General features: G+C 61.8%; 14 protein-coding genes and 2 tRNA genes. 7 read left to right on the top strand and 9 right to left on the bottom strand.

Annotation, left to right across the window (positions count from 1 at the left end):
• Nucleotides 1-141: 141 nt before the first annotated feature.
• On the bottom strand, nucleotides 142-1,170 hold the full coding sequence (locus RUW20_RS20180) for a hypothetical protein (RefSeq protein WP_313954008.1): 1,029 nt from the start codon (nucleotides 1,168-1,170) through the stop codon (nucleotides 142-144).
• A gap of 112 nt (nucleotides 1,171-1,282) precedes the next feature.
• Nucleotides 1,283-2,065, bottom strand: a complete 783-nt coding sequence (gene fabI / locus RUW20_RS20175; RefSeq protein ID WP_313954007.1) for an enoyl-ACP reductase FabI — start codon at nucleotides 2,063-2,065, stop codon at nucleotides 1,283-1,285.
• Nucleotides 2,066-2,407: 342 nt separating this feature from the next.
• Between fabI and RUW20_RS20170 the strand changes: the two genes are divergently transcribed.
• Together RUW20_RS20170 and RUW20_RS20165 are read left to right on the top strand one after the other, a co-directional pair.
• The gene (locus RUW20_RS20170) at nucleotides 2,408-3,655 is read left to right on the top strand and encodes a cation:proton antiporter (protein WP_313954006.1); all 1,248 of its coding nucleotides are present in this window, start codon (nucleotides 2,408-2,410) and stop codon (nucleotides 3,653-3,655) included.
• 66 nt (nucleotides 3,656-3,721) lie between these two features.
• Complete coding sequence (locus RUW20_RS20165; RefSeq protein WP_313954005.1) at nucleotides 3,722-4,267, top strand: GNAT family N-acetyltransferase; 546 nt, start codon at nucleotides 3,722-3,724, stop codon at nucleotides 4,265-4,267.
• A gap of 116 nt (nucleotides 4,268-4,383) precedes the next feature.
• Here RUW20_RS20165 and RUW20_RS20160 read toward each other — a convergent pair whose 3' ends face one another.
• Nucleotides 4,384-5,568 carry an acetate/propionate family kinase gene (locus RUW20_RS20160; RefSeq protein WP_313954004.1) on the bottom strand — a complete coding sequence of 395 codons (1,185 nt, stop codon included), beginning with the start codon at nucleotides 5,566-5,568 and terminating at the stop codon, nucleotides 4,384-4,386.
• Between the two features lies 1 nt (nucleotide 5,569).
• Nucleotides 5,570-6,982 (bottom strand): bifunctional enoyl-CoA hydratase/phosphate acetyltransferase, encoded by a 1,413-nt coding sequence (locus tag RUW20_RS20155; RefSeq protein ID WP_313954003.1) that lies wholly within the window; start codon nucleotides 6,980-6,982, stop codon nucleotides 5,570-5,572.
• 323 nt (nucleotides 6,983-7,305) lie between these two features.
• Between RUW20_RS20155 and RUW20_RS20150 the strand changes: the two genes are divergently transcribed.
• The 5 genes from RUW20_RS20150 to groL all read left to right on the top strand — a co-directional run bounded on the left by RUW20_RS20150 (nucleotide 7,306) and on the right by groL (nucleotide 12,678).
• Nucleotides 7,306-7,872, top strand: a complete 567-nt coding sequence (locus tag RUW20_RS20150; protein ID WP_313954002.1) for a lipid-binding SYLF domain-containing protein — start codon at nucleotides 7,306-7,308, stop codon at nucleotides 7,870-7,872.
• Between the two features lie 291 nt (nucleotides 7,873-8,163).
• Nucleotides 8,164-9,726 (top strand): 4-alpha-glucanotransferase, encoded by a 1,563-nt coding sequence (malQ, locus tag RUW20_RS20145; RefSeq protein ID WP_313954001.1) that lies wholly within the window; start codon nucleotides 8,164-8,166, stop codon nucleotides 9,724-9,726.
• A gap of 59 nt (nucleotides 9,727-9,785) precedes the next feature.
• Complete coding sequence (locus RUW20_RS20140) at nucleotides 9,786-10,289, top strand: GNAT family N-acetyltransferase (protein ID WP_313954000.1); 504 nt, start codon at nucleotides 9,786-9,788, stop codon at nucleotides 10,287-10,289.
• A gap of 337 nt (nucleotides 10,290-10,626) precedes the next feature.
• A complete protein-coding gene (gene groES, locus RUW20_RS20135) occupies nucleotides 10,627-10,917 on the top strand; it encodes a co-chaperone GroES (RefSeq protein ID WP_313953999.1) in 291 nt (96 codons plus the stop codon).
• Between the two features lie 99 nt (nucleotides 10,918-11,016).
• Complete coding sequence (groL, locus tag RUW20_RS20130) at nucleotides 11,017-12,678, top strand: chaperonin GroEL (protein WP_313953998.1); 1,662 nt, start codon at nucleotides 11,017-11,019, stop codon at nucleotides 12,676-12,678.
• Nucleotides 12,679-13,019: 341 nt separating this feature from the next.
• On the opposite strand, the gene RUW20_RS20125 is transcribed toward groL, so the two are convergent.
• The 5 genes from RUW20_RS20125 to clpX all read right to left on the bottom strand — a co-directional run bounded on the left by RUW20_RS20125 (nucleotide 13,020) and on the right by clpX (nucleotide 19,251).
• Nucleotides 13,020-14,930 (bottom strand): SurA N-terminal domain-containing protein, encoded by a 1,911-nt coding sequence (locus RUW20_RS20125; protein WP_313953997.1) that lies wholly within the window; start codon nucleotides 14,928-14,930, stop codon nucleotides 13,020-13,022.
• 74 nt (nucleotides 14,931-15,004) lie between these two features.
• Nucleotides 15,005-15,081 (bottom strand) — tRNA-Asp (locus tag RUW20_RS20120).
• 30 nt (nucleotides 15,082-15,111) lie between these two features.
• A tRNA-Val gene (locus tag RUW20_RS20115) sits at nucleotides 15,112-15,187 on the bottom strand.
• 288 nt (nucleotides 15,188-15,475) lie between these two features.
• The gene (gene lon / locus RUW20_RS20110) at nucleotides 15,476-17,896 is read right to left on the bottom strand and encodes an endopeptidase La (protein ID WP_313953996.1); all 2,421 of its coding nucleotides are present in this window, start codon (nucleotides 17,894-17,896) and stop codon (nucleotides 15,476-15,478) included.
• 83 nt (nucleotides 17,897-17,979) lie between these two features.
• Nucleotides 17,980-19,251 (bottom strand): ATP-dependent Clp protease ATP-binding subunit ClpX, encoded by a 1,272-nt coding sequence (gene clpX / locus RUW20_RS20105; RefSeq protein WP_313953995.1) that lies wholly within the window; start codon nucleotides 19,249-19,251, stop codon nucleotides 17,980-17,982.
• Nucleotides 19,252-19,287: the final 36 nt, after the last annotated feature.

Raw genomic sequence — 19,287 nt, 5'->3', positions numbered from 1 at the left:
TGGGAATAAGGAGGTTCTTGAACATATCGTGTTCTCCAGTAGTTGTCAGGCGGCGCCGGGGCACTCCCCTTGTCTCCGCCCGACACAAGGAAACCGCCGCCTCGACAGCAGCTCTCGCGAAGGCAATCCGCCGGCGACAACTCAGAGATAGCGGGCCATGTCGTCAAAGTTGATCTTTTGCGGCGACGGTAGTTCGCTGCGCGTGACGCGCGCCAATACGAAGGCCCTCTGCAGTGCAGGGGCACCGCCCAGTTCCGCCCAGCAAAAATCGACGTCGGCAGCGGGGTCCGTGCTGGCTTCATCGAGCACCACGTTCATCGTGCTGAGCCGCAAGCGCTTCGGTTCGACCCGTAGGTAACGCCGCGGATTATCGAGTACCGTCTTCAGGCATTCGAGTTCTGCTTCCAGTGCCGACTCACTACCCCCTCTCGCCTCCAGTTGCCGCTCGTTTTCCAGCAGCTCCGCCTGCAGTCTGGCCTGCTCGCCGGGCCCAGCCGGAGCCCCGCCGAACATCGATCCCAGACCCGGCCCGTGTTGCTGAAGCAAGCGCAGACGTGCACGGATCAGCGACCGGGCCGCCTGCAGTTCCTGCCTCTCGACGCGCTCCTCGCCGATCTCCGCCAAGGCCTGGCCAAGCAGGTATTCAAAAACGGCGACGCCCGCAACGCGCCTTAGACGGGACTCGTCCCGACCGCAGATCGGTGCTCGGTGGTCCGAGAAACTGACACTGGTCTGCGCCACGTCGCGCTGCACCATGCCGCCGCGCAGCGCCATGCCGAAAACCCGCTGTTCTTTGAGCGCCATGCCGAGGACCAGGCAAGCCTGGTCGAGTTCCGGGAACTTGTCGAACAGCGTGCGCAGATTGTCCGAGCGGCCGAGCACGGCCGGAATATCCGACGGCGCGACAAAAAAAGCCCGCAAGGCCGGATCGGCAGACCAGATGGCCGGCGAAAGCGGACGCGCCGCTGGCAGTGACTGGACCAGCGCGCAGAGGAATTCGATCGTTGTCTCGACGGCGGGCGTCAGGCGCTTGTGGCAGCCTGGCAGCAGCTTGAGCCGGGGGTTGGTCAGCGTGATCGCCTTGTCGACTGCTGCACGAACCATCTCACCGGACACCCGGTCGGGGTCGAATTGAGCCGGCCGGTTCTTGAACCAGTCGAGAATGCCCATGTCCTCGTCCTCCTGTGAAAATGGCTGGCTCGATAGAGACGCTGTTGTTTGCCGTAACCAATCGAGGTGTCTCTCGCAGTCACCAGCCTGGACTTGCGACCCCCCATCCTTGCTACGCCATGATATTCACGCCGCCATCCACGTATACGGTGCTGCCGGTCAGGCGGCGTGCGTAGGGAGTAGCCAGGTAGGCGCAGGTGAAACCGACATCCATGATGTCCACCTGTTCGCCAATCGGCGCGCGCTGCACCGCGTCGTTGAGCAGCAGATCGAAGTCCTTGACACCCGAAGCAGCGCGCGTCTTGAGCGGCCCCGGCGAGAGAGCGTGCACCCGGATGCCCTTTTGGCCCAGTTCGTAGGCCAGGTAGCGACAGGAGGATTCCAGCGCTGCCTTGACCGGCCCCATGACGTTGTAGTTCGGAACCACCGCATTGGCGCCGTGGTAGCTCATGGCGAACATCGCCCCGCCCTGGTCCATCAGCGGCGCGGCCAACCTGGCCATGCGGATGAAGGAGTGGCAGGAAATGTCCATCGCCTTGGCAAAACCTGCCGCCGAACAGTCGATCAGGCCACCCTGCAAATCGGCCTTTGGCGCGAAGGCGATCGAGTGCACCAGGATATCGAGGCGCCCCCACTTCTGTTTGATCTCCTCGAACAGTGCCTCCAGCTGGTCGGGTTGGGTCACATCCAGCGGCATGAAGATCGGCGCCTGCAGAGCCGCCGCCAGTGGTTCGACGTACTGTTTCGACTTCTCGTTGAGATAGCTGATCGCCACCTCGGCTTCCAGTTCGCGGAAGGCCTTGGCACAGCCGTAGGCGATGGAGTGCTCGTTGGCAATACCGACCACCAGCGCCTTCTTGCCTTTCAGTGGCGGGCGGGGGACTTCGATGGACATGGCGTTGTGCTCCTTCACAGACGAGGGAAGCCGGGCCGCTAGACGCCCGGCACGACGCCGCGCTGTGCTTTCCAACGCGACGAGAAACACTACTGATTGTACATGCTATCGGCACAAACATGGCCCATGCCGTCGGCCGCTGGCGTTGCTGCGGCCGCACCCAGGCGCGGACGACCAAGCCGACTGCGCCAATCTACCGGGGAAAAGCGTGCAATTGTGGCGCACTCCTCTATACCGTCATGTGACGGGACTTGAACCATGTGCACTGATGTCGGTATCATCGACTGACCTCCCGGGCCTCAGCGCTCGGTTAATCGCTGCTCGCCTCGGGAACAGCCCGCCATGTTGATCGCCGCAGCATTCACCCTCCTCGTCTTCGCCTACAGCCTGGTGTCGCGCCGGCTGGAGAGCACGCTGATCAGCGCACCGATGCTGTTCACCGCGGCCGGCGCGCTGATGTTGCTCTTCCCCGAAGCAGCCAGCGAACTGTCCATTGACCGCAAGGCTCTCCTGCTGATCGCCGAGGTGGGCCTGGTAATGACCTTGTTCACCGATGCTTCGCACATCAACCGGCGAGCGCTGCAGGACAACCACAAATTGCCGGTGCGCTTGCTCAGCGCTGGCATGCTGCTGACCATCCTGCTGGGAGCGGCGGCGGCGATGGCGTGCTTCGCCGGCCTGTCGTGGTGGGAGGCCGGCATCCTCGCCGCGATCCTCGCGCCGACCGACGCCGGCCTCGGGCAGGTCATCGTCAACAGTCCGCGGGTGCCAGCACGCATCCGGCAGGCGCTGAACGTCGAGGCCGGCCTCAACGACGGCCTGGCGGTCCCCTTCCTGATGCTGTTCATCGCGCTCGCCGCGGCAATCGAGGAAGGTGTGGGTGCGCGTGGCGTGCTCGCGCGCTTTCTCCTTGAGCAGATCGGCTACGGCACCGTGATCGGGTTGGCGATCGGCCTGGGCGGCGGTCTGCTGATGGGCCTTGCACAGCGCCGGCAATGGATGTCACCCGAGTTGGGTCAGCTCGGCGTGGTAGCGATGCCGCTGCTGTGCATACTGGCCGCGGAGGAGTCCGGGGCGAGCATGTTCATCGCCGCCTTCGTCGCCGGTCTGGCCGCGCAGGTCGGCTTCCCGAAGGTCGGACGGCACAGCGTCGAGTTCACCGAAGGCTGGGGACAGCTGTTCAACTTCTTCGTTTTTTTCCTGTTCGGGCTACTCATCGCGCGCAACTCGGACGATTTCACGCCGGTCGTCATGCTCTATGCACTTCTCAGCCTGACCGTCGTTCGCATGCTGCCCGTCGCGGTGGCAGTCGCCGGCATCGGCCTCAGTCGCCCGACCGTCCTGTTCCTCGGCTGGTTCGGCCCGCGCGGCCTGGCGTCGATTGTCCTCGGGCTGGTGTATCTGGAGAAACAGCCGAATCTGCCAGGCGAAAACACCATCCGTCTGGCGGTTATGGCGACCGTGTTACTCAGCGTCGTCGCGCATGGTCTGAGCGCCAAGCCCGGCATCGAACGCTACGCTCGCAGCTGCGAAGCGCTGCCGCCGCAGGCACCGGAACACGCGGCCATCGACATCCCAGTCAAGGAATGACAATTGCCCGGTCAAGCCACGCACGACAGGGCGATGGCGACCGGACGGAAAGGACTACGGCTATCCATGGACTCCATCTTCGCAGCAACTGACGTCACCCTGCGCGACGGGCGTGCGGTGCACCTTCGTGCGATCCGTAGCACCGACGAGGATGAACTGCTGCAGGCCTTCGAGCGACTCGATGCGGACGCCCGCTACATGCGTTTCATGCGGGTCGTCCGCGAACCCAACGTGGACCGCTTGCGCAAGGTTCTCGCCTCGTTTCCCGAGAGCGGCATCGGCCTCGTGGCCACTGTCCCGGCTGCCGACGGGATCGATATCGTGGGCTCTGCCCTCGCGGTGATCGGCAACGACCCGGCGAGCTGCGAATTTTCGGTCACCGTCGCCGGGAACTACGATGGAGCCGGGCTTGGCCATGCCCTGATGAGCGCGCTGATCGCTGCCACGAAACGGCGTGGGCTCGTGGAAATGGAGGGTTTCGTGCTGCGGGTCAACGCGCCGATGCTGCGACTCGCCGCTCGCCTTGGCTTCACTATTTTGACCGACCCGGAGGATGCGTCGGTCGCCATCTGCCGGCTCAAGCTGGCAGGCCCGTCACCTGCCCGCCACTGAAATACCGAACATCGTGGTGCGGGAAAGGCCCGACATCGGCGGCCCCCCGCTGCCCGCAGTTCTTGCCGCCAGTGCCGCAGCCTGGGCCGAGTCCAATGCTGGACTTCCAGCGGTGATTACAGCCCGAGCAGCACGCGCGTGTGCCGCGCAATCATCAGCTCCTCGTTGGTCGGCACCACCCACGCCGAAGCCTTGCTGCCGGCGCTGCTGATACGCGGGCCAGCCTGTTCGTTGGCCGCCGCGTCGAGATCGATGCCCAGCCATTTCGCCTGTTCGCAGACCCGTCGACGAATGTATGCGCTGTTTTCGCCTATGCCGGCAGTGAACACGAGGGCATCGAGCCCCCCGAGCACCGCCGCGAGCCCGCCGAGTTCACGACTGATGCGATAGACGAAGTGATCGATCGCCAGGCGCGCGCGCGGCGAGTCACTCTCCTGCAGGACACGCATGTCGTTGCCGATTCCCGACAGACCGAGCAGGCCGGAACGCTTGTAGAGCAGTTCCTCGATCTCTTTGGCGCTCATCCCTTCGTGCTCGAGCAGGTAGAGAACGATGCCGGGATCCATGTTGCCCGGCCGCGTACCCATCAGCAGTCCGTCGAGCGCGGTAAAGCCCATCGAACTGCTGACACTGCGGCCGTTGTGGATTGCGCACATGCTGGCACCGCTGCCGAGATGAGCCACGACGACACGCCCGGCGGCGATTTCCGGCGCCACCTCTGGCAGCGTCGCGGCGATGTACTCGTAGGACAGGCCGTGAAAGCCGTAGCGGCGGATGCCGCGCTCGAAGTATTCATAGGGCAGACCATAGAGCTGCACGACAGTGTCGTGGCTGCGGTGGAACGCGGTATCAAAACAGGCAACCTGAGGCAACTCGGGCCGCGCCTCCTGCACCGCGCGGATGGCGGCCAGGTTGTGCGGCTGATGCAGCGGCGCCAGCGGCACAAAGGTGGCGAGTTTTTCCATCGCCTGCGGCGTGATCAGCAGCGGCGCCGAATAGTCCGGACCGCCGTGCACCACACGATGACCGACGCCCGCCAGCTCCTGTCCCGCGAAGCGGGAACGTAGCAGCGTGGCAATCTCCTGCAATGCCCTCCCGTGAGTGGCGACTTCGCTGGTAGTCCAGCGCTGGTCGGCAATGACGCTGCCATCAGCGCCCTTTGCCTTGAGGTGCGGTGCCGTGCCCAGGCCTTCAACCTGGCCCACCGCCATGGCATCGAGGACACCCGGACCGCCGATGTCGAAAACCGAGAACTTCAGGCTCGAAGAGCCGGCGTTGAGGACCAGAATTCCGTTTCCCATCTCAAGCTCCCGCTATCGTCGAGCCCTGCGCCACCGCGGCACTGGCCATCAGGCAGGCCACCGCGCACGAAGCGAGTTTGGCACGCCGGTTGTCGGCACGACTGGTGAGGATGATCGGCACGCGCGCACCGAGCACGATACCCGCGCCATCGGCATTGCTCATGAAGGTAAATTGCTTGGCCAGGATGTTGCCGGCGGCGAGATCGGGAACCACCAGAATGTCTGGATCGCCGGCGACCAGCGAATCGATCTTCTTGATCCGAGCGGCTTCCTTGCTGATGGCGTTATCGAGGGCCAGCGGGCCATCGAGAATGGCCCCCGTGATCTGGCCGCGGTCGGCCATCTTGCACAGCGAAGCGGCGTCCGTGGTGCACACCATCCGCGAGTTGATCCCTTCGACGGCACAGATGATCGCCACCTTCGGGCATTCTATTCCGAGTACATGCCCGAGGTCGATGGCGTTCTGGCAAATGTCGCGCTTGGTGTCGAGATCAGGTGCGATGTTGATCGCCGCATCGGTGACGATCAACGGCTTGTGATAGGTCGGCACGTCCATCACGAAGGCGTGCGTGATGCGCCGCTCGGTGCGCAACCCCGTTTGCCTGTTGACCACCTCGGCCATCAGCTCGTCGGTATGCAGGCTTCCTTTCATCAGCGCCGCCGCCTTGCCAAGGCGAACCAGTTCGACGACCCGAAAAGCCGCCGCATGGCTGTGCGGCACATCTTCGAGTTCTACGCCAGAGAGGTCGAAACCCTGCTCTTCGGCAACGGCATGCAACCTGGCCAGCGGCCCGACCAGGATCGGCTCGATCAGCCCCTCACGCCTGGCCTGCAGCGCCGCGCCAAGTGACGATGCGTCGCAGGGATGCGCCACCGCCACCACCACGGGAGTCAGTTGCCGGCAGCGTTCGACCAGATGCTCGAAGCGATCGTGGCTCTGAATAGACACCTGCGCCGCGTCGGGACGCGCCATGCTGATCTTCACCCGCGGCGCGATCACCCGCGCCGTACCGGTCATGATCGTCTCACCGCGCGCATTGACCCCGCGGCAGTCGAAGCTCACCCGCTGGCTGGCCGGGTCCTTGGCCGTCGCGGTGATGGTGATCGTCACCTGCTCGCCAATCGGCAGCGGCGCCAGGAACTCGAGATCCTGTCCAGAATGCACGGTGCCCGGGCCGGGAAGCTGGTTGCCGAGCAGTCCGGAAAGCTGCGCGCCCAGCCACATGCTGTGGGCGCTGACGTCGCCCGGGCCCTGCTGTCGATCCAGTGCATTGTCGAGCTGAGTCGGACTGAGATCGCCGGACACGGCAGCGAAGAGTTGCACGTCGTGCAAGCTCAGGGTGTGACTGACGCTTGCCGTGTCCCCTATTTTGATTTCATCGAAGCAGCGGTTCTGAAGGGTGTCTGTATTCATGATGTACTCGTTGTACTCGTCGTGGATTGTGGTGTTGGCGTGTGCTGGTAACCGTCCTTTGGTTGCCCCTGGCGCCACTCGCGAGCCTCCAGGCAGGACCTGTCGAGCGTGCGGCCGCCCCTAATAACCATTCTACCGTATGGCGCCAAAGCAGTCCTGCGCTGCTACGCTCCACTCGAATCGTGTCGCGCGAAAAGACATGGCGTCGGGATGAAATCACATTGGTGAAGCAAGCCGCGTGCGAGGACTTTGGCTTATGATGACGCCTCGACGACCCGGCCAGGCGGACTCTTCCTGGCAGCAATTTTTCACGGAGTGGTGACATGAAGAAGAAATTCTTTTCGCGCGTCTTTCAATTTTCCCGGTGGCTGCTGATAGCCCTGGCCACTGCTCTGCTGGCCCCGGCTGCCGCCATCGCGGCTGACCACGCAGCGCTCGAAAGAGACGCGCGCAGCGCCTACAAGAAGCTGATCGCCAAGATCCCGGCGGCCAAGGACTTGTCCAGGAATGCGGTAGCCGTCCTCGTCTTTCCCAAAATTACCAAGGCCGGTCTCGTCGTCGGTGGACAGTACGGAGACGGCGTACTCTTCAAGCAGGGCAAAACCTCGGGCTACTACAACACCGCTGGCGCTTCGTACGGGCTTCAAGCCGGTGCCCAGCAATACGGCTATGCGATGTTTTTCATGAACGAGAAATCGCTGCAGACCCTGAACACGGCCCAGGGCTTCGAAGTCGGCGTTGGCCCAACGATTGTCATGGTCGACGAGGGCATGGGCAAGTCGCTGACTTCCACGACTGCGCAAGACGACATCTATGCCTTCATCTTCAGTCAGAAGGGTCTGATGGCCGGCCTTGGCCTGCAGGGCAACAAGATTACCAGGCTCGAGTAATCAGGCTCGTCGCGGAGTCCGCCGCGCCTGGCTGACCACGCCACTTCGCTGCCGGGGGCTGTGGCAGCGGGCACGTCGGCGGGACAGTAAAAGCGCGTCATGCAACTCACCTTGCGCTGCAAGCGCAGGCGCCCGATACTGGCGGCCGTCGCGCAAAGCGCCACTGACCGATTCAGCGCCGCCAGCCGACTGGCATGGCATGCGACCAGCAGCACCCCAAATAATGCAACTTGACAATCTGCTCGCTCCGTCACCAAAAAACGGACGATGACGCAAGAAAAAAGGATCTCGATGACTCCCCTTCCCCGCCAGAGCGGCATCCTGCTTCACCCCACCTCACTGCCCGGCCCGCACGGCTCGGGCGACCTTGGCCCCGCCGCCTATCACTTTGTCGACTGGCTGGTCGCCGGGGGTCAATCCCTGTGGCAGGTGTTGCCCCTCACCGGTGTCGGACCAGGAAACTCACCCTACTCCAGCCCATCCGCTTTCGCCGGCAGCGAGCTGCTGATCGACCTGGGCGCACTGCACACGACGGGCTGGCTGACCGATGCCGATCTCGCCGAGGTCCCTGCTTTCCCCGCAGACCGGATCGACTACGCCGCCGTACGGCCCTTCCGGATGGGCCAGTTGAGGCGTGCCGCCGAGCGCTTTTTCGCTGACCAGAAATCGCACCGACACGCGGATTTCGAGGCCTTCTGCGTCGATGCGCACGCCTGGCTCGACGACTACGCGCTGTTCATGGCGCTGGATATCGCCAACCATGGCGACCAGGGCACGATGTGGCAGGATTGGCCTGCAGCTCAGGCTCATCGCGAGCCGGACGCGCTGTCGGAGGCGAAAAGCCAGCACGCCGCCGAGATAGGTTTCTGGAAGTTCTGCCAGTGGTGTTTCCACGAGCAGTGGGCGAAGCTCAAGGCCTACGCCAACGCACACCGCATCGAGATCGTCGGCGACCTGCCAATCTTCGTTTCCGGGCACAGTGCCGACGTCTGGGCCAATCCGCAGCTGTTCGACCTCGATAAAGACGGTCGTCCGCGCGTCGTCGCCGGCGTGCCGCCGGACTATTTCAGCGAGACCGGACAGCGCTGGGGCAACCCGCTCTATCTGTGGTCGGCGCATGCCGCCGAAAACTATCGCTGGTGGATAGAGCGCATGCAGCAAATGCTGAAGCTGTGCGACATCGTTCGCATTGATCATTTCCGCGGCTTCGAGTCCTACTGGGAGATTCCGGCCGCGGCTGAAACGGCGATCGACGGTATCTGGCAGCCAGGGCCCGGAGAAGCGCTGTTCACCGCCATGCGCGGCGAATTGAGCGACGAGAGCGGCAGGCTGAAGATCATTGCCGAAGACCTCGGCATCATCACGCCGGCCGTCAGGAAGCTACGCCAGGACGTCGGTCTGCCGGGCATGCGCATCCTGCATTTCGCTTTCGGCGACGACGCCAGGAACCCCTATCTGCCGCACAACTACGACGCCAACACGGTGGTCTACACCGGCACCCACGACAACGACACCACCTGCGGCTGGTGGGCGTCGCTCGAGCAGGAGGAGCAGGACCGGGTACACGCCTACCTCGGGGTGGGCAGCGAGAATGCCGCCGAGCTGTGCTGGTACCTGATCCGTCTCGCTTTCTCGTCGGTTGCCCAGTTCTGCGTCATCCCGATGCAGGACGCGCTGATGCTCGACACCACGCACCGCATGAACCGGCCGAGCATCGGTGAGGGTTCCTGGGAGTGGCGCTACCGTTGGGATCAGGTCGAAGCCTGGCACGCCGACCACCTTGCCGACCTGACCCGCCTTTACGGTCGCGACTACGAGAGCCAGCACCCAGAAGACGAAGAGAGCGAAGACTGACCGTCACTTGCCTGCTGTTGCCAGCCGCTCAGGCTGTCTGCCCAAGCCGGGGTTCACCGATGATCATTCGCGACGCGCAGCTTGCCGACCACGACGAAATCCTCGCTCTCAACGAGGAGTCGGTTCGCTTCCTGAGCCCCCTGACGCCCGAGTTGCTGCAGCGGCTACACCGCTCTGCGGCCTATTTTCGGGTCGTCGAACAGGCCGGGCAGGTTTCCGCCTTCCTGCTCGCGCTACGCGAAGGCGCGCCCTACGATAGTCCAAACTACCTCTGGTTCGCGGCGCGCTACCCGCGCTTTCTGTACATCGACCGAATCGTCGTCTCGATTGCGCATCAGGGCGCCGGTCTGGGCAAGCTGCTCTACACGGACATCGTTGGCAACGACCAGGCCAAGGCTGCCGAAATGCTCACCTGCGAGTTCGATGTCGACCCGCCAAACGAAAACTCGGCGCGATTCCACGCCAGCTTCGGGTTTCAGGAGGTGGGCAGTCACTGCGTTGCCGATGGCCGCAAGCGGGTATCGCTCCAGAGCCTGGCGCTTTCCGGCGGCACGGCGAACTGACCATGCGCGTTGCACGAGGCGATCGGCCGCGCGCTTACCAGGCGAGCCCGATGGCCCGACTGAGATAGGCCACCAGCGGTCCAAACGTTCGCGCTTACCGTTCACACACCGCAAGAAAATGCGCGCCACACACCGTCTCTTCGCCGAGCAGCGTCATGGCGACGAGGAAGCAATCTCCGTTTACGCGCCTTCGCCCCTTGAAATTCGCGCACTGTGGCCCTATTATTAGCACTCGTTAGCAGTGAGTGCTAACAACACTGCGCTCAGGCGTTGTGCTTGCAGCAGCAGGGTGTAACAAGTTTTGTTCGCTTGTATGCCTAACCCAAGGAGAAACTGCATGAAAATTCGTCCGTTGCATGATCGCGTGATCGTCAAGCGTCTTGAAGAGGAGCGCAAGACCGCCTCCGGTATCGTCATTCCGGATGCGGCTGCCGAAAAGCCCGACCAAGGTGAAATCCGCGCCGTAGGCAATGGCAAAGTACTTGAGGATGGTTCCGTGCGCGCCCTCGAAGTGAAGGTGGGCGACCGCGTCCTGTTCGGCAAGTACGCTGGACAGACCGTCAAGGTCGATGGCGACGAGCTGCTTGTCATGCGCGAAGAAGACATCATGGGCGTCGTCGAGGCCTAGAGTTTCCGGGCCGACAAGGTCGCGCCCATCCCGCCTTACCACTCGGTTTTCCGAGCCAGATTCAGATCATTACATTAAAGAATTCTAGGAGTTACCTCTATGGCAGCTAAAGAAGTCAAGTTTGGCGATAGCGCACGCGCTCGCATGGTTGAAGGCGTAAACCTTCTTGCCGACGCAGTAAAGATCACCCTCGGCCCCAAAGGCCGCAACGTCGTTCTGGACCGCTCGTACGGCGCCCCCACCGTCACCAAGGACGGTGTCTCTGTCGCCAAGGAAATTGAACTGAAGGACAAGTTCGCCAACATGGGCGCCCAGATGCTCAAGGAAGTCGCCTCCAAGACGTCCGACATCGCCGGTGACGGTACCACTACCGCTACCGTTCTGGCCCAGTCGATCGTCCGCGAAGGCATGAAGTACGTTGCCGCCGGCATGAACCCGATGGATCTCAAGCGCGGCATCGACAAGGCCGTTATCGCGACTGTTGACGAGTTGAAGAAGCTTTCCAAGCCATGTTCGACCAACAAGGAGATTGCTCAGGTCGGTTCGATCTCGGCAAACGCTGACGCTGACATCGGCGAAATCATCGCGCGTGCAATGGATAAGGTCGGCAAGGAAGGCGTTATTACTGTTGAAGATGGCAAGTCGCTGAACAATGAACTCGACGTCGTCGAAGGCATGCAGTTCGACCGCGGCTACCTCAGCCCCTACTTCATCAACAACAACGAGAAGCAGAACGCTATCCTGGAAAACCCGTATGTCCTGATCTTCGACAAGAAGGTCTCCAACATCCGGGACTTGTTGCCTATTCTCGAGCAGGTCGCCAAAGCCAGCCGCCCACTGCTGATCGTCGCCGAAGATGTCGACGGTGAAGCACTCGCCACACTGGTGGTCAACAACATCCGCGGCATCCTCAAGACCTGTGCCGTGAAGGCGCCGGGCTTCGGCGACCGCCGCAAGGCCATGCTTGAAGATATCGCCGTGCTGACCGGCGGTCAGGTGATTGCGGAAGAAGTCGGCCTCACCCTCGAAAAAGCGACCCTCGCCGAACTTGGCCAAGCCAAGCGTATCGAGATCGGCAAGGAAGACACCACGATCATCGATGGCGCCGGTGACACCGCCGCCATCGAGGCGCGCGTCAACCAAATCCGCACGCAAATCGACACCGCTACCAGCGACTACGACAAGGAGAAGCTGCAGGAGCGCGTCGCCAAGCTCGCGGGAGGCGTTGCCCTGATCAAGGTCGGAGCAGCGACTGAAGTCGAGATGAAAGAGAAGAAGGCACGCGTCGAAGATGCACTGCACGCAACCCGCGCGGCTGTCGAAGAGGGCATCGTTCCCGGTGGTGGGGTGGCCCTGCTACGCGCCCGTAGCGCGCTCGCCTCGGTGAAGGGTGACAACCACGACCAGGATGCCGGCATCAAAATCGTGCTGCGCGCGCTGGAGCAACCGCTGCGCGAAATCGTCGCCAACGCTGGCGCCGAGCCCTCTGTCGTGGTCAATGCCGTGCTGCAAGGGACCGGTAATTTTGGCTACAACGCAGCCACCGGAGAGTACGGCGACCTGGTTGAAATGGGTGTTCTCGATCCGACCAAGGTGACGCGTACCGCGCTGCAGAACGCGGCCTCGATCGCCGGCCTGATGCTGACTACCGAGTGCATGGTCGCCGAACTGGCCGAAGACAAGCCGGCGATGGGCGGCGGTATGGGTGGTGGTATGGGCGGTATGGGCGGTATGGGTGGCATGGGCGGCATGGACATGTAATCCCGGTCCGGGCTTGCTCGCTGACAAGAAAACCCCGCTCCGGCGGGGTTTTTCTTTTGCTGATCAAGCAGCCGATTGGCCCGAGTGGTCCGCAAGCCAAACTCGGCGCAGCGGAACAAGGCGCAACCTGGTGGCGCTGGCGCGGGCACTCCGTGCCGCTCAAGCCCGGTCCGCTTGCGCTGGAGACATGACCTGCGCCATGGGTCAGCCAGCGAGCGGTGGGGGCACATCCGGGCCCGCTTTACCCCGCCCATCAGTCGAACGGGCAAGCGCTCTTACACCGACACACCATGCCGCGGCAAAGCCCTTCAGGAAAGGACCACGCGGCGACTATGGGGTGACTAGCGCTGCTCCTTGCTGGCCAGCGCCGACGTGTTGATATCGATCTTGTACCGCAACCGCAAGCCAGCGAGATAGGCCGCAAAATCCTCCTGACCAAGAATCTTGCCGTACTCGCTCTCGAGCGCCTGGCGCCGTTGATCGTCAAGCTTTTCCGGCTGGCCAACCTTGACGATCTGGTAGAGCATGTAGCTACCGCCATCCCCTTCGGCACCGACGTAAGCCGGCAGTTTCTGGACGTCAGCCTGGAAAATGGCCTTCAATGCCGCCCTCGGCATCTGCCCTCCGTCGAGTCGGGACACGGTTTTGACCGGGCCCCAGCCTGCCTTGTCTTCAGGGTTCTGCTGCAAGGCGCGAAGTTTGGCCTCTCCCGCCTGGCGGGCAAGCGTAGACGCTTCCTGAGCCCTCAGAGCAGCTTCAATGTCTGCCCGTACCGTGTCGAAAGGTTTGACGCTTGAGGGTCGATATTCAGTGACGCGTGCCGAGAGCAGAACGTTGGGCGCGACTTCGATCGCTTCCGTGTTGCGTTTGTTTTTCAGTGAATCGGCCGAGAAGAGCGCCGTCAGGACCTTCTCGTCGCCGAGCGGGCCTAGTGTCGCCGCGACTTGCCGACTCGCGTCTCGCGGCAACCAAGCCGATTTCTCGATCTTCAAATGAAACCTGTCGACCACCGGCTGCAGGCTGTCCGGCTGCTCATAGACGATGTTGCTGAAAGCCTCGGCGGCTTCGGCGAATTGTCGCGACGCCGCCTGGCGCCTGAGTTCGTCCTCAAGCTCCGAGCGCACCTCGGCCAATGACTTCTGCTTGCCAGTCTTGACTCCCGTCAACTTGATGATGTGATAGCCGAACTCCGACTGCACGACCCCCGAAACCTCGTTCTCCTGCAGCTTGAAGACCGTATCCTCGAACGCTTTGACCATCATTCCACGGCCGAAGAAACCCAGATCGCCGCCCTTTTGCGCCGAGCCAGGATCCTGCGACTGCTGCTTGGCCAGTTCGGCAAATGTGGCCGGAGACTTCTGAATTTCCTTCAGGATCTCCTCAGCTTTCGCCTTGGCTTTTGCCTGGTCGGTATTGGCGTCGACCAAAATGAGGATGTGGCTCGCCCGTCGTTCTTCGGCCTGCTGGTAACGGTCCTTGTGGCTCTCGTACCAGGCGGTCACTTCGGCATCGCTCACCTGGACCTTGGCCATCAAGGCATCGAGCGACAGGACGACGTACTCGGCCTTGGCCTGCTCCGGTATCTCGAAGCGCTTCTTGTTCTCGTCATAGAATTTCTGGACCGCAGCCGGTTCGATTTTCGCCTGCCCCATAAACTGCTCCGGGCTGAAGCGCAACTCGGCAACCTGGCGCTCCTCGGACTGTATGCGCAGCATTGCATCCGTCATCGTGACGCCGACGATGCCCGTATCGGCAATCGCACCCACCAACTGCTGCAGCGTGAGGTCCTGGCGCATTTGTGCCTCGAACTGCGGTTGCGAGAGCCCCTGCGCCGCCAGTGCAGCCTGATAACGAGCCATCGAAAACTGCCCGTTTTCCTGCAAGGCCGGAATCTTGCTTATGACCTCGCGCAAGAGGTCATCGCCAGCGCCAAGGCGTCCCTTTACTGCCTCCAGGAGCAACAAGCGCTGATCGATCAGTGAGTTCAGAACCGCCAGCCTTGCCTCCGGCGTATTCAGCGACTCCGGGCGAAAACTGTCACCAAGCGCCTGCCGCATGCGATCTTGCTGGACGCGCCAAGCTTGGTCAAACTGCGGCATGGTGATCTTCGAATCACCAACGCTGGCCAGATCTGCCCCTGCACCGATCTTGCCAACGTACGAGTCAATCCCGAAGAATGCGAAGGGCAAGATGATCAAGGCGAGGATTCCCTGAGCAACTCGCGGGTTGTTGCGGACAGCGTCGAAGATCATGATGGTGGCCTGCTAACTCATTGAAACAGTGGCAAGAAAACAAAAAAGGCGAACTTGCGTTCGCCCTTCGGCAGTGGCGGAGTGGACGGGACTCGAACCCGCGACCCCCGGCGTGACAGGCCGGTATTCTAACCAACTGAACTACCACTCCCAAACGCTGCAGAACGTCTATTGCTCTTTCTGGTGGGTGCTGACGGGCTCGAACCGCCGACATCCAGCTTGTAAGGCTAGCGCTCTACCAACTGAGCTAAGCACCCGTCGTCTGACCTGAGCAAAGAGGCGTGAGTCTAACCCATCCACTGCCTCTTGGCCATACCGGTTTCCGAGCCTGTTCCAAGCTTTCACCCGCATTCCGGAACCCACCCGGCAGCGCAAAGCCAGCGACTCCTGACTCATCAGTCGCCCCCGGAGCAGCCAGAATCGAGTAAGGTCACGGTTAACACTTGCAACCTGACACGCCGCACGCAGACCTGACACGAGCCGCTCGTCAGAACAGCGCTAGAGAGACCGGAAACGAGAGTCTCCGGACCCTGTACTGCCAGAACTCAATGCGTGATCACCGCCTGCCCGGAAACACCCTCCGATGCAACGCCGGCGACAGCCGGCGTTGGCCCCGCCTCGCCCGTCAAGCGCTCGGGCTTTCGCTCAAGCGCTTGCTCGAGGACCTGATCGATCCATCTGACCGGGATGATCTCGAGCTTGTTCTTGATGTTGTCCGGAATTTCCGCCAGATCCCGGACGTTCTCCTCCGGAATCAACACCCTGGCCAGCCCCCCGCGCACTGCCGCCAGGAGTTTCTCCTTCAGTCCGCCGATCGGCAACACCTCGCCGCGCAGGGTTATCTCACCGGTCATCGCAACGTCGCAACACACCGGAATGCCGGTCAGCACCGAGACCAGCGCCGTACAGATCCCAACCCCCGCAGACGGCCCGTCTTTGGGAATGGCGCCTTCCGGGAGGTGAATGTGAATATCGCTCTTCTGGTAGAAATCGTCGTCGATGCCCAGCGACTCGGCACGCTTGCGCACCACTGACACCGCTGCCTGCACCGACTCCTGCATCACCTCGCCCAGCTTGCCGGTGGTGATCGTCTTGCCTTTGCCCGGCAAGACCACCGACTCGATGGTCAGCAATTCGCCACCGACTTCGGTCCACGCCAGTCCGGTCACCTGACCAATCTGGTTCTCGCGCTCGGCGACGCCGAAGTTGAAACGACGAACACCGAGGAACTTGTCCAGGTTGCGCGCGCTGACTGCGACTTTGTGCTGACTCTTCCTGAGCAGCAGCGTCTTCACTACCTTGCGACAGATCTTGGAAATGTCTCGTTCAAGCGACCGTACCCCGGCCTCACGCGTGTAGTAGCGAACGATATCGCGTAGCGCGCTCTCGGCCACGGTCAGTTCGGTCGTCCTCAGCCCATTGTTCTTAATCTGCTTGGGCAGCAGATAACGCTGGGCGATGTTGACCTTCTCGTCCTCGGTATATCCCGAAAGCCTGATCACCTCCATGCGATCGAGCAAGGGCGCCGGGATGTTCAAAGTGTTGGCCGTGGCGACGAACATCACTTCCGACAAATCGTACTCGACCTCGACATAGTGATCGACGAAGGTCGAATTCTGCTCCGGGTCCAGCACCTCGAGCAGCGCCGAGCTCGGATCACCGCGAAAATCCTGCCCCATCTTGTCAACTTCATCGAGCAGGAAGAGCGGATTCTTGACCCCGATCTTGCTCATGTTCTGCAGGATCTTGCCCGGCATCGAGCCGATATAGGTCCGCCGGTGACCGCGAATCTCGGCCTCATCGCGGACGCCGCCCAAGCTCATGCGGACGAATTTACGACCGGTAGCCCGCGCGATCGACTGCCCGAGCGATGTCTTGCCGACACCGGGAGGGCCAACCAGGCACAGAATGGGCGCCTTGAGTCGATCGACGCGCTGCTGCACGGCGAGGTACTCGATGATCCGTTCCTTGACCTTTTCCAGTCCCCAGTGATCGGTGTCGAGAATCTTTCCAGCCGCCGCCAGATCCTTGCTGGTTCGCGTCCGCTTGCGCCAGGGCAGGCCGATCAGCGTTTCGATGAAATTACGCACCACCGTCGCTTCCGCGGACATCGGCGACATCAATCTCAGCTTGCGAAGCTCCGCCTGCGCCTTGGCGAGCCCTTCCTTGCCCATTCCCGCGGTCTTGACCTTCCTCTCGAGATCCTCCATGTCGGCGCCGTCTTCGCCTTCGCCGAGTTCCTTCTGAATCGCCTTGACCTGTTCGTTGAGGTAATACTCGCGCTGACTCTTTTCCATCTGGCGCTTGACGCGCCCGCGGATACGCTTCTCGACCTGCAGGATATCGATTTCGGCTTCGAGTTGTGTCAGCAGGCGTTCGATGCGCGCACGGATGTCGAACATCTCGAGAACTTCCTGCTTCTGCTCGATCTTCAGCGGCAGGTGCGCGGCGATGGTGTCGGCCAGACGCCCGGCCTCTTCAATGCCCGCGATCGAAGTCAGAATTTCCGGCGGAATCTTTTTGTTGAGCTTGACGTACTGATCGAACTGCGCGATCACCGCACGACGCAGGGCCTCGACTTCATGATTGACACCATCATCGGCGACCACCGGACGTGCGCGGGCGAAGAACATGTCGTCGCGGGATTCGATGGTATCCAGGCGTGCGCGCTGGGTACCTTCGACCAGTACCTTGACCGTGCCATCGGGCAGCTTCAGCATCTGCAGGATATTGGCCACGCAGCCGATATCGTAGAGATCCTCGGCTTCCGGCTCGTCCTTGACAGCAGATTTCTGAGCCACCAGCAGGATATTCTTGCCGGCTTCCATCGCCACTTCGAGGGCTTTGATCGACTTTGGCCGCCCGACAAACAGCGGAATCACCATGTGCGGAAAGACCACCACGTCGCGCAGAGGCAACAGCGGCAGTTCGACTGGCTCGCTAGCCAACTTGGGTGTTGCAGACATCAGTTGTGCCCTTTAGGTGAAGGTTGATGCTCACAAGTTGTGGCAAGAACCCGTATTTCAAGCCGCAGGCCGCGGCCAGCACATCAGTTGCCGCCAGAAACCTTGGCTTGACCAGCGTAGATCAGAATGGGCTGCGCATCGCCAACAATCACGTTCTCGTCGACGACGACCTCTGAGACATTCTCCATGCCGGGAAGTTCGTACATGGTGTCCAGCAAGACCGACTCCAGAATCGAGCGCAAGCCACGCGCACCGGTCTTCCGTTCGAGGGCCTTTCGGGCAATGGCCATCATCGCCGCCGGGCGTATTTCAAGCCCTACACCTTCCATCGCGAAGAGCTTCTGGTACTGCTTGACCAGCGCATTCTTGGGCTCGACGAGAATCTCGACCAGCGCCGCAGCGGAGAGCTCCTCGAGCGTGGCCACCACCGGCAAGCGGCCGATCAGTTCGGGAATCAGACCGAATTTGATCAGGTCCTCGGGCTCGACGCTGCGCAGCACCTCGCCGATCGCCTTCTTGTTGTCCTTGCTCTTTACTTCGGCACTGAAGCCGATACCGCCACGCTCCGAACGTTCGCGAATGACTTTCTCCAGACCATCGAAGGCGCCCCCGCAAACAAAAAGGATGTTGGTCGTGTCGACCTGCACGAAGTCCTGGTTCGGATGCTTGCGTCCACCCTGCGGCGGCACCGACGCAACCGTACCTTCGATCAGCTTGAGCAGTGCCTGCTGCACGCCCTCGCCCGAGACGTCACGGGTAATCGACGGATTGTCGGACTTGCGCGAGATCTTGTCGATCTCGTCGATATAGACGATCCCGCGCTGTGCCTTGTCGGTATCGTAATCGGACTTCTGCAGCAACTTCTGAATGATGTTCTCGACATCCTCGCCGACGTAGCCGGCTTCGGTCAGGGTCGTTGCATCGGCCATCACGAACGGCACGTCGAGCATTCGCGCGAGCGTCTGCGCCAGCAGCGTCTTGCCGGACCCGGTGGGGCCGATCAGCAGGATATTGCTCTTGGCGAGCTCGACATCGTCATTGCTCTTGCCGTGATGACGAAGACGCTTGTAGTGGTTGTAAACAGCCACCGACAGGATTCGCTTGGCCTGATCCTGACCGATCACATACTGATCCAGCAGCGCGGCGATTTCCTTGGGGGTCGGCAGATCACCCTCAGCGCCCTTGCCATCCTGGTCACCGGCGATTTCGTCGCGGACGATATCGTTGCAGAGCTCGATGCACTCGTCGCAAATGAATACCGACGGCCCGGCGATCAGCTTCTTCACTTCATGCTGACTCTTGCCGCAAAACGAGCAGTAGAGCAGCTTCTCGGTGCCACTTTTCTTTTCCGTCATGTCGACCTACCTCCCTGTCAATCTGTATGGAGAGTG

It is taken from the genome of Accumulibacter sp. (genome assembly GCF_032229525.1).
In the GTDB taxonomy this organism is placed as follows: domain Bacteria; phylum Pseudomonadota; class Gammaproteobacteria; order Burkholderiales; family Rhodocyclaceae; genus Accumulibacter.
Note: the sequence above shows the minus strand (reverse complement) of the source record. Positions and strands in the feature narration are given on the sequence as shown.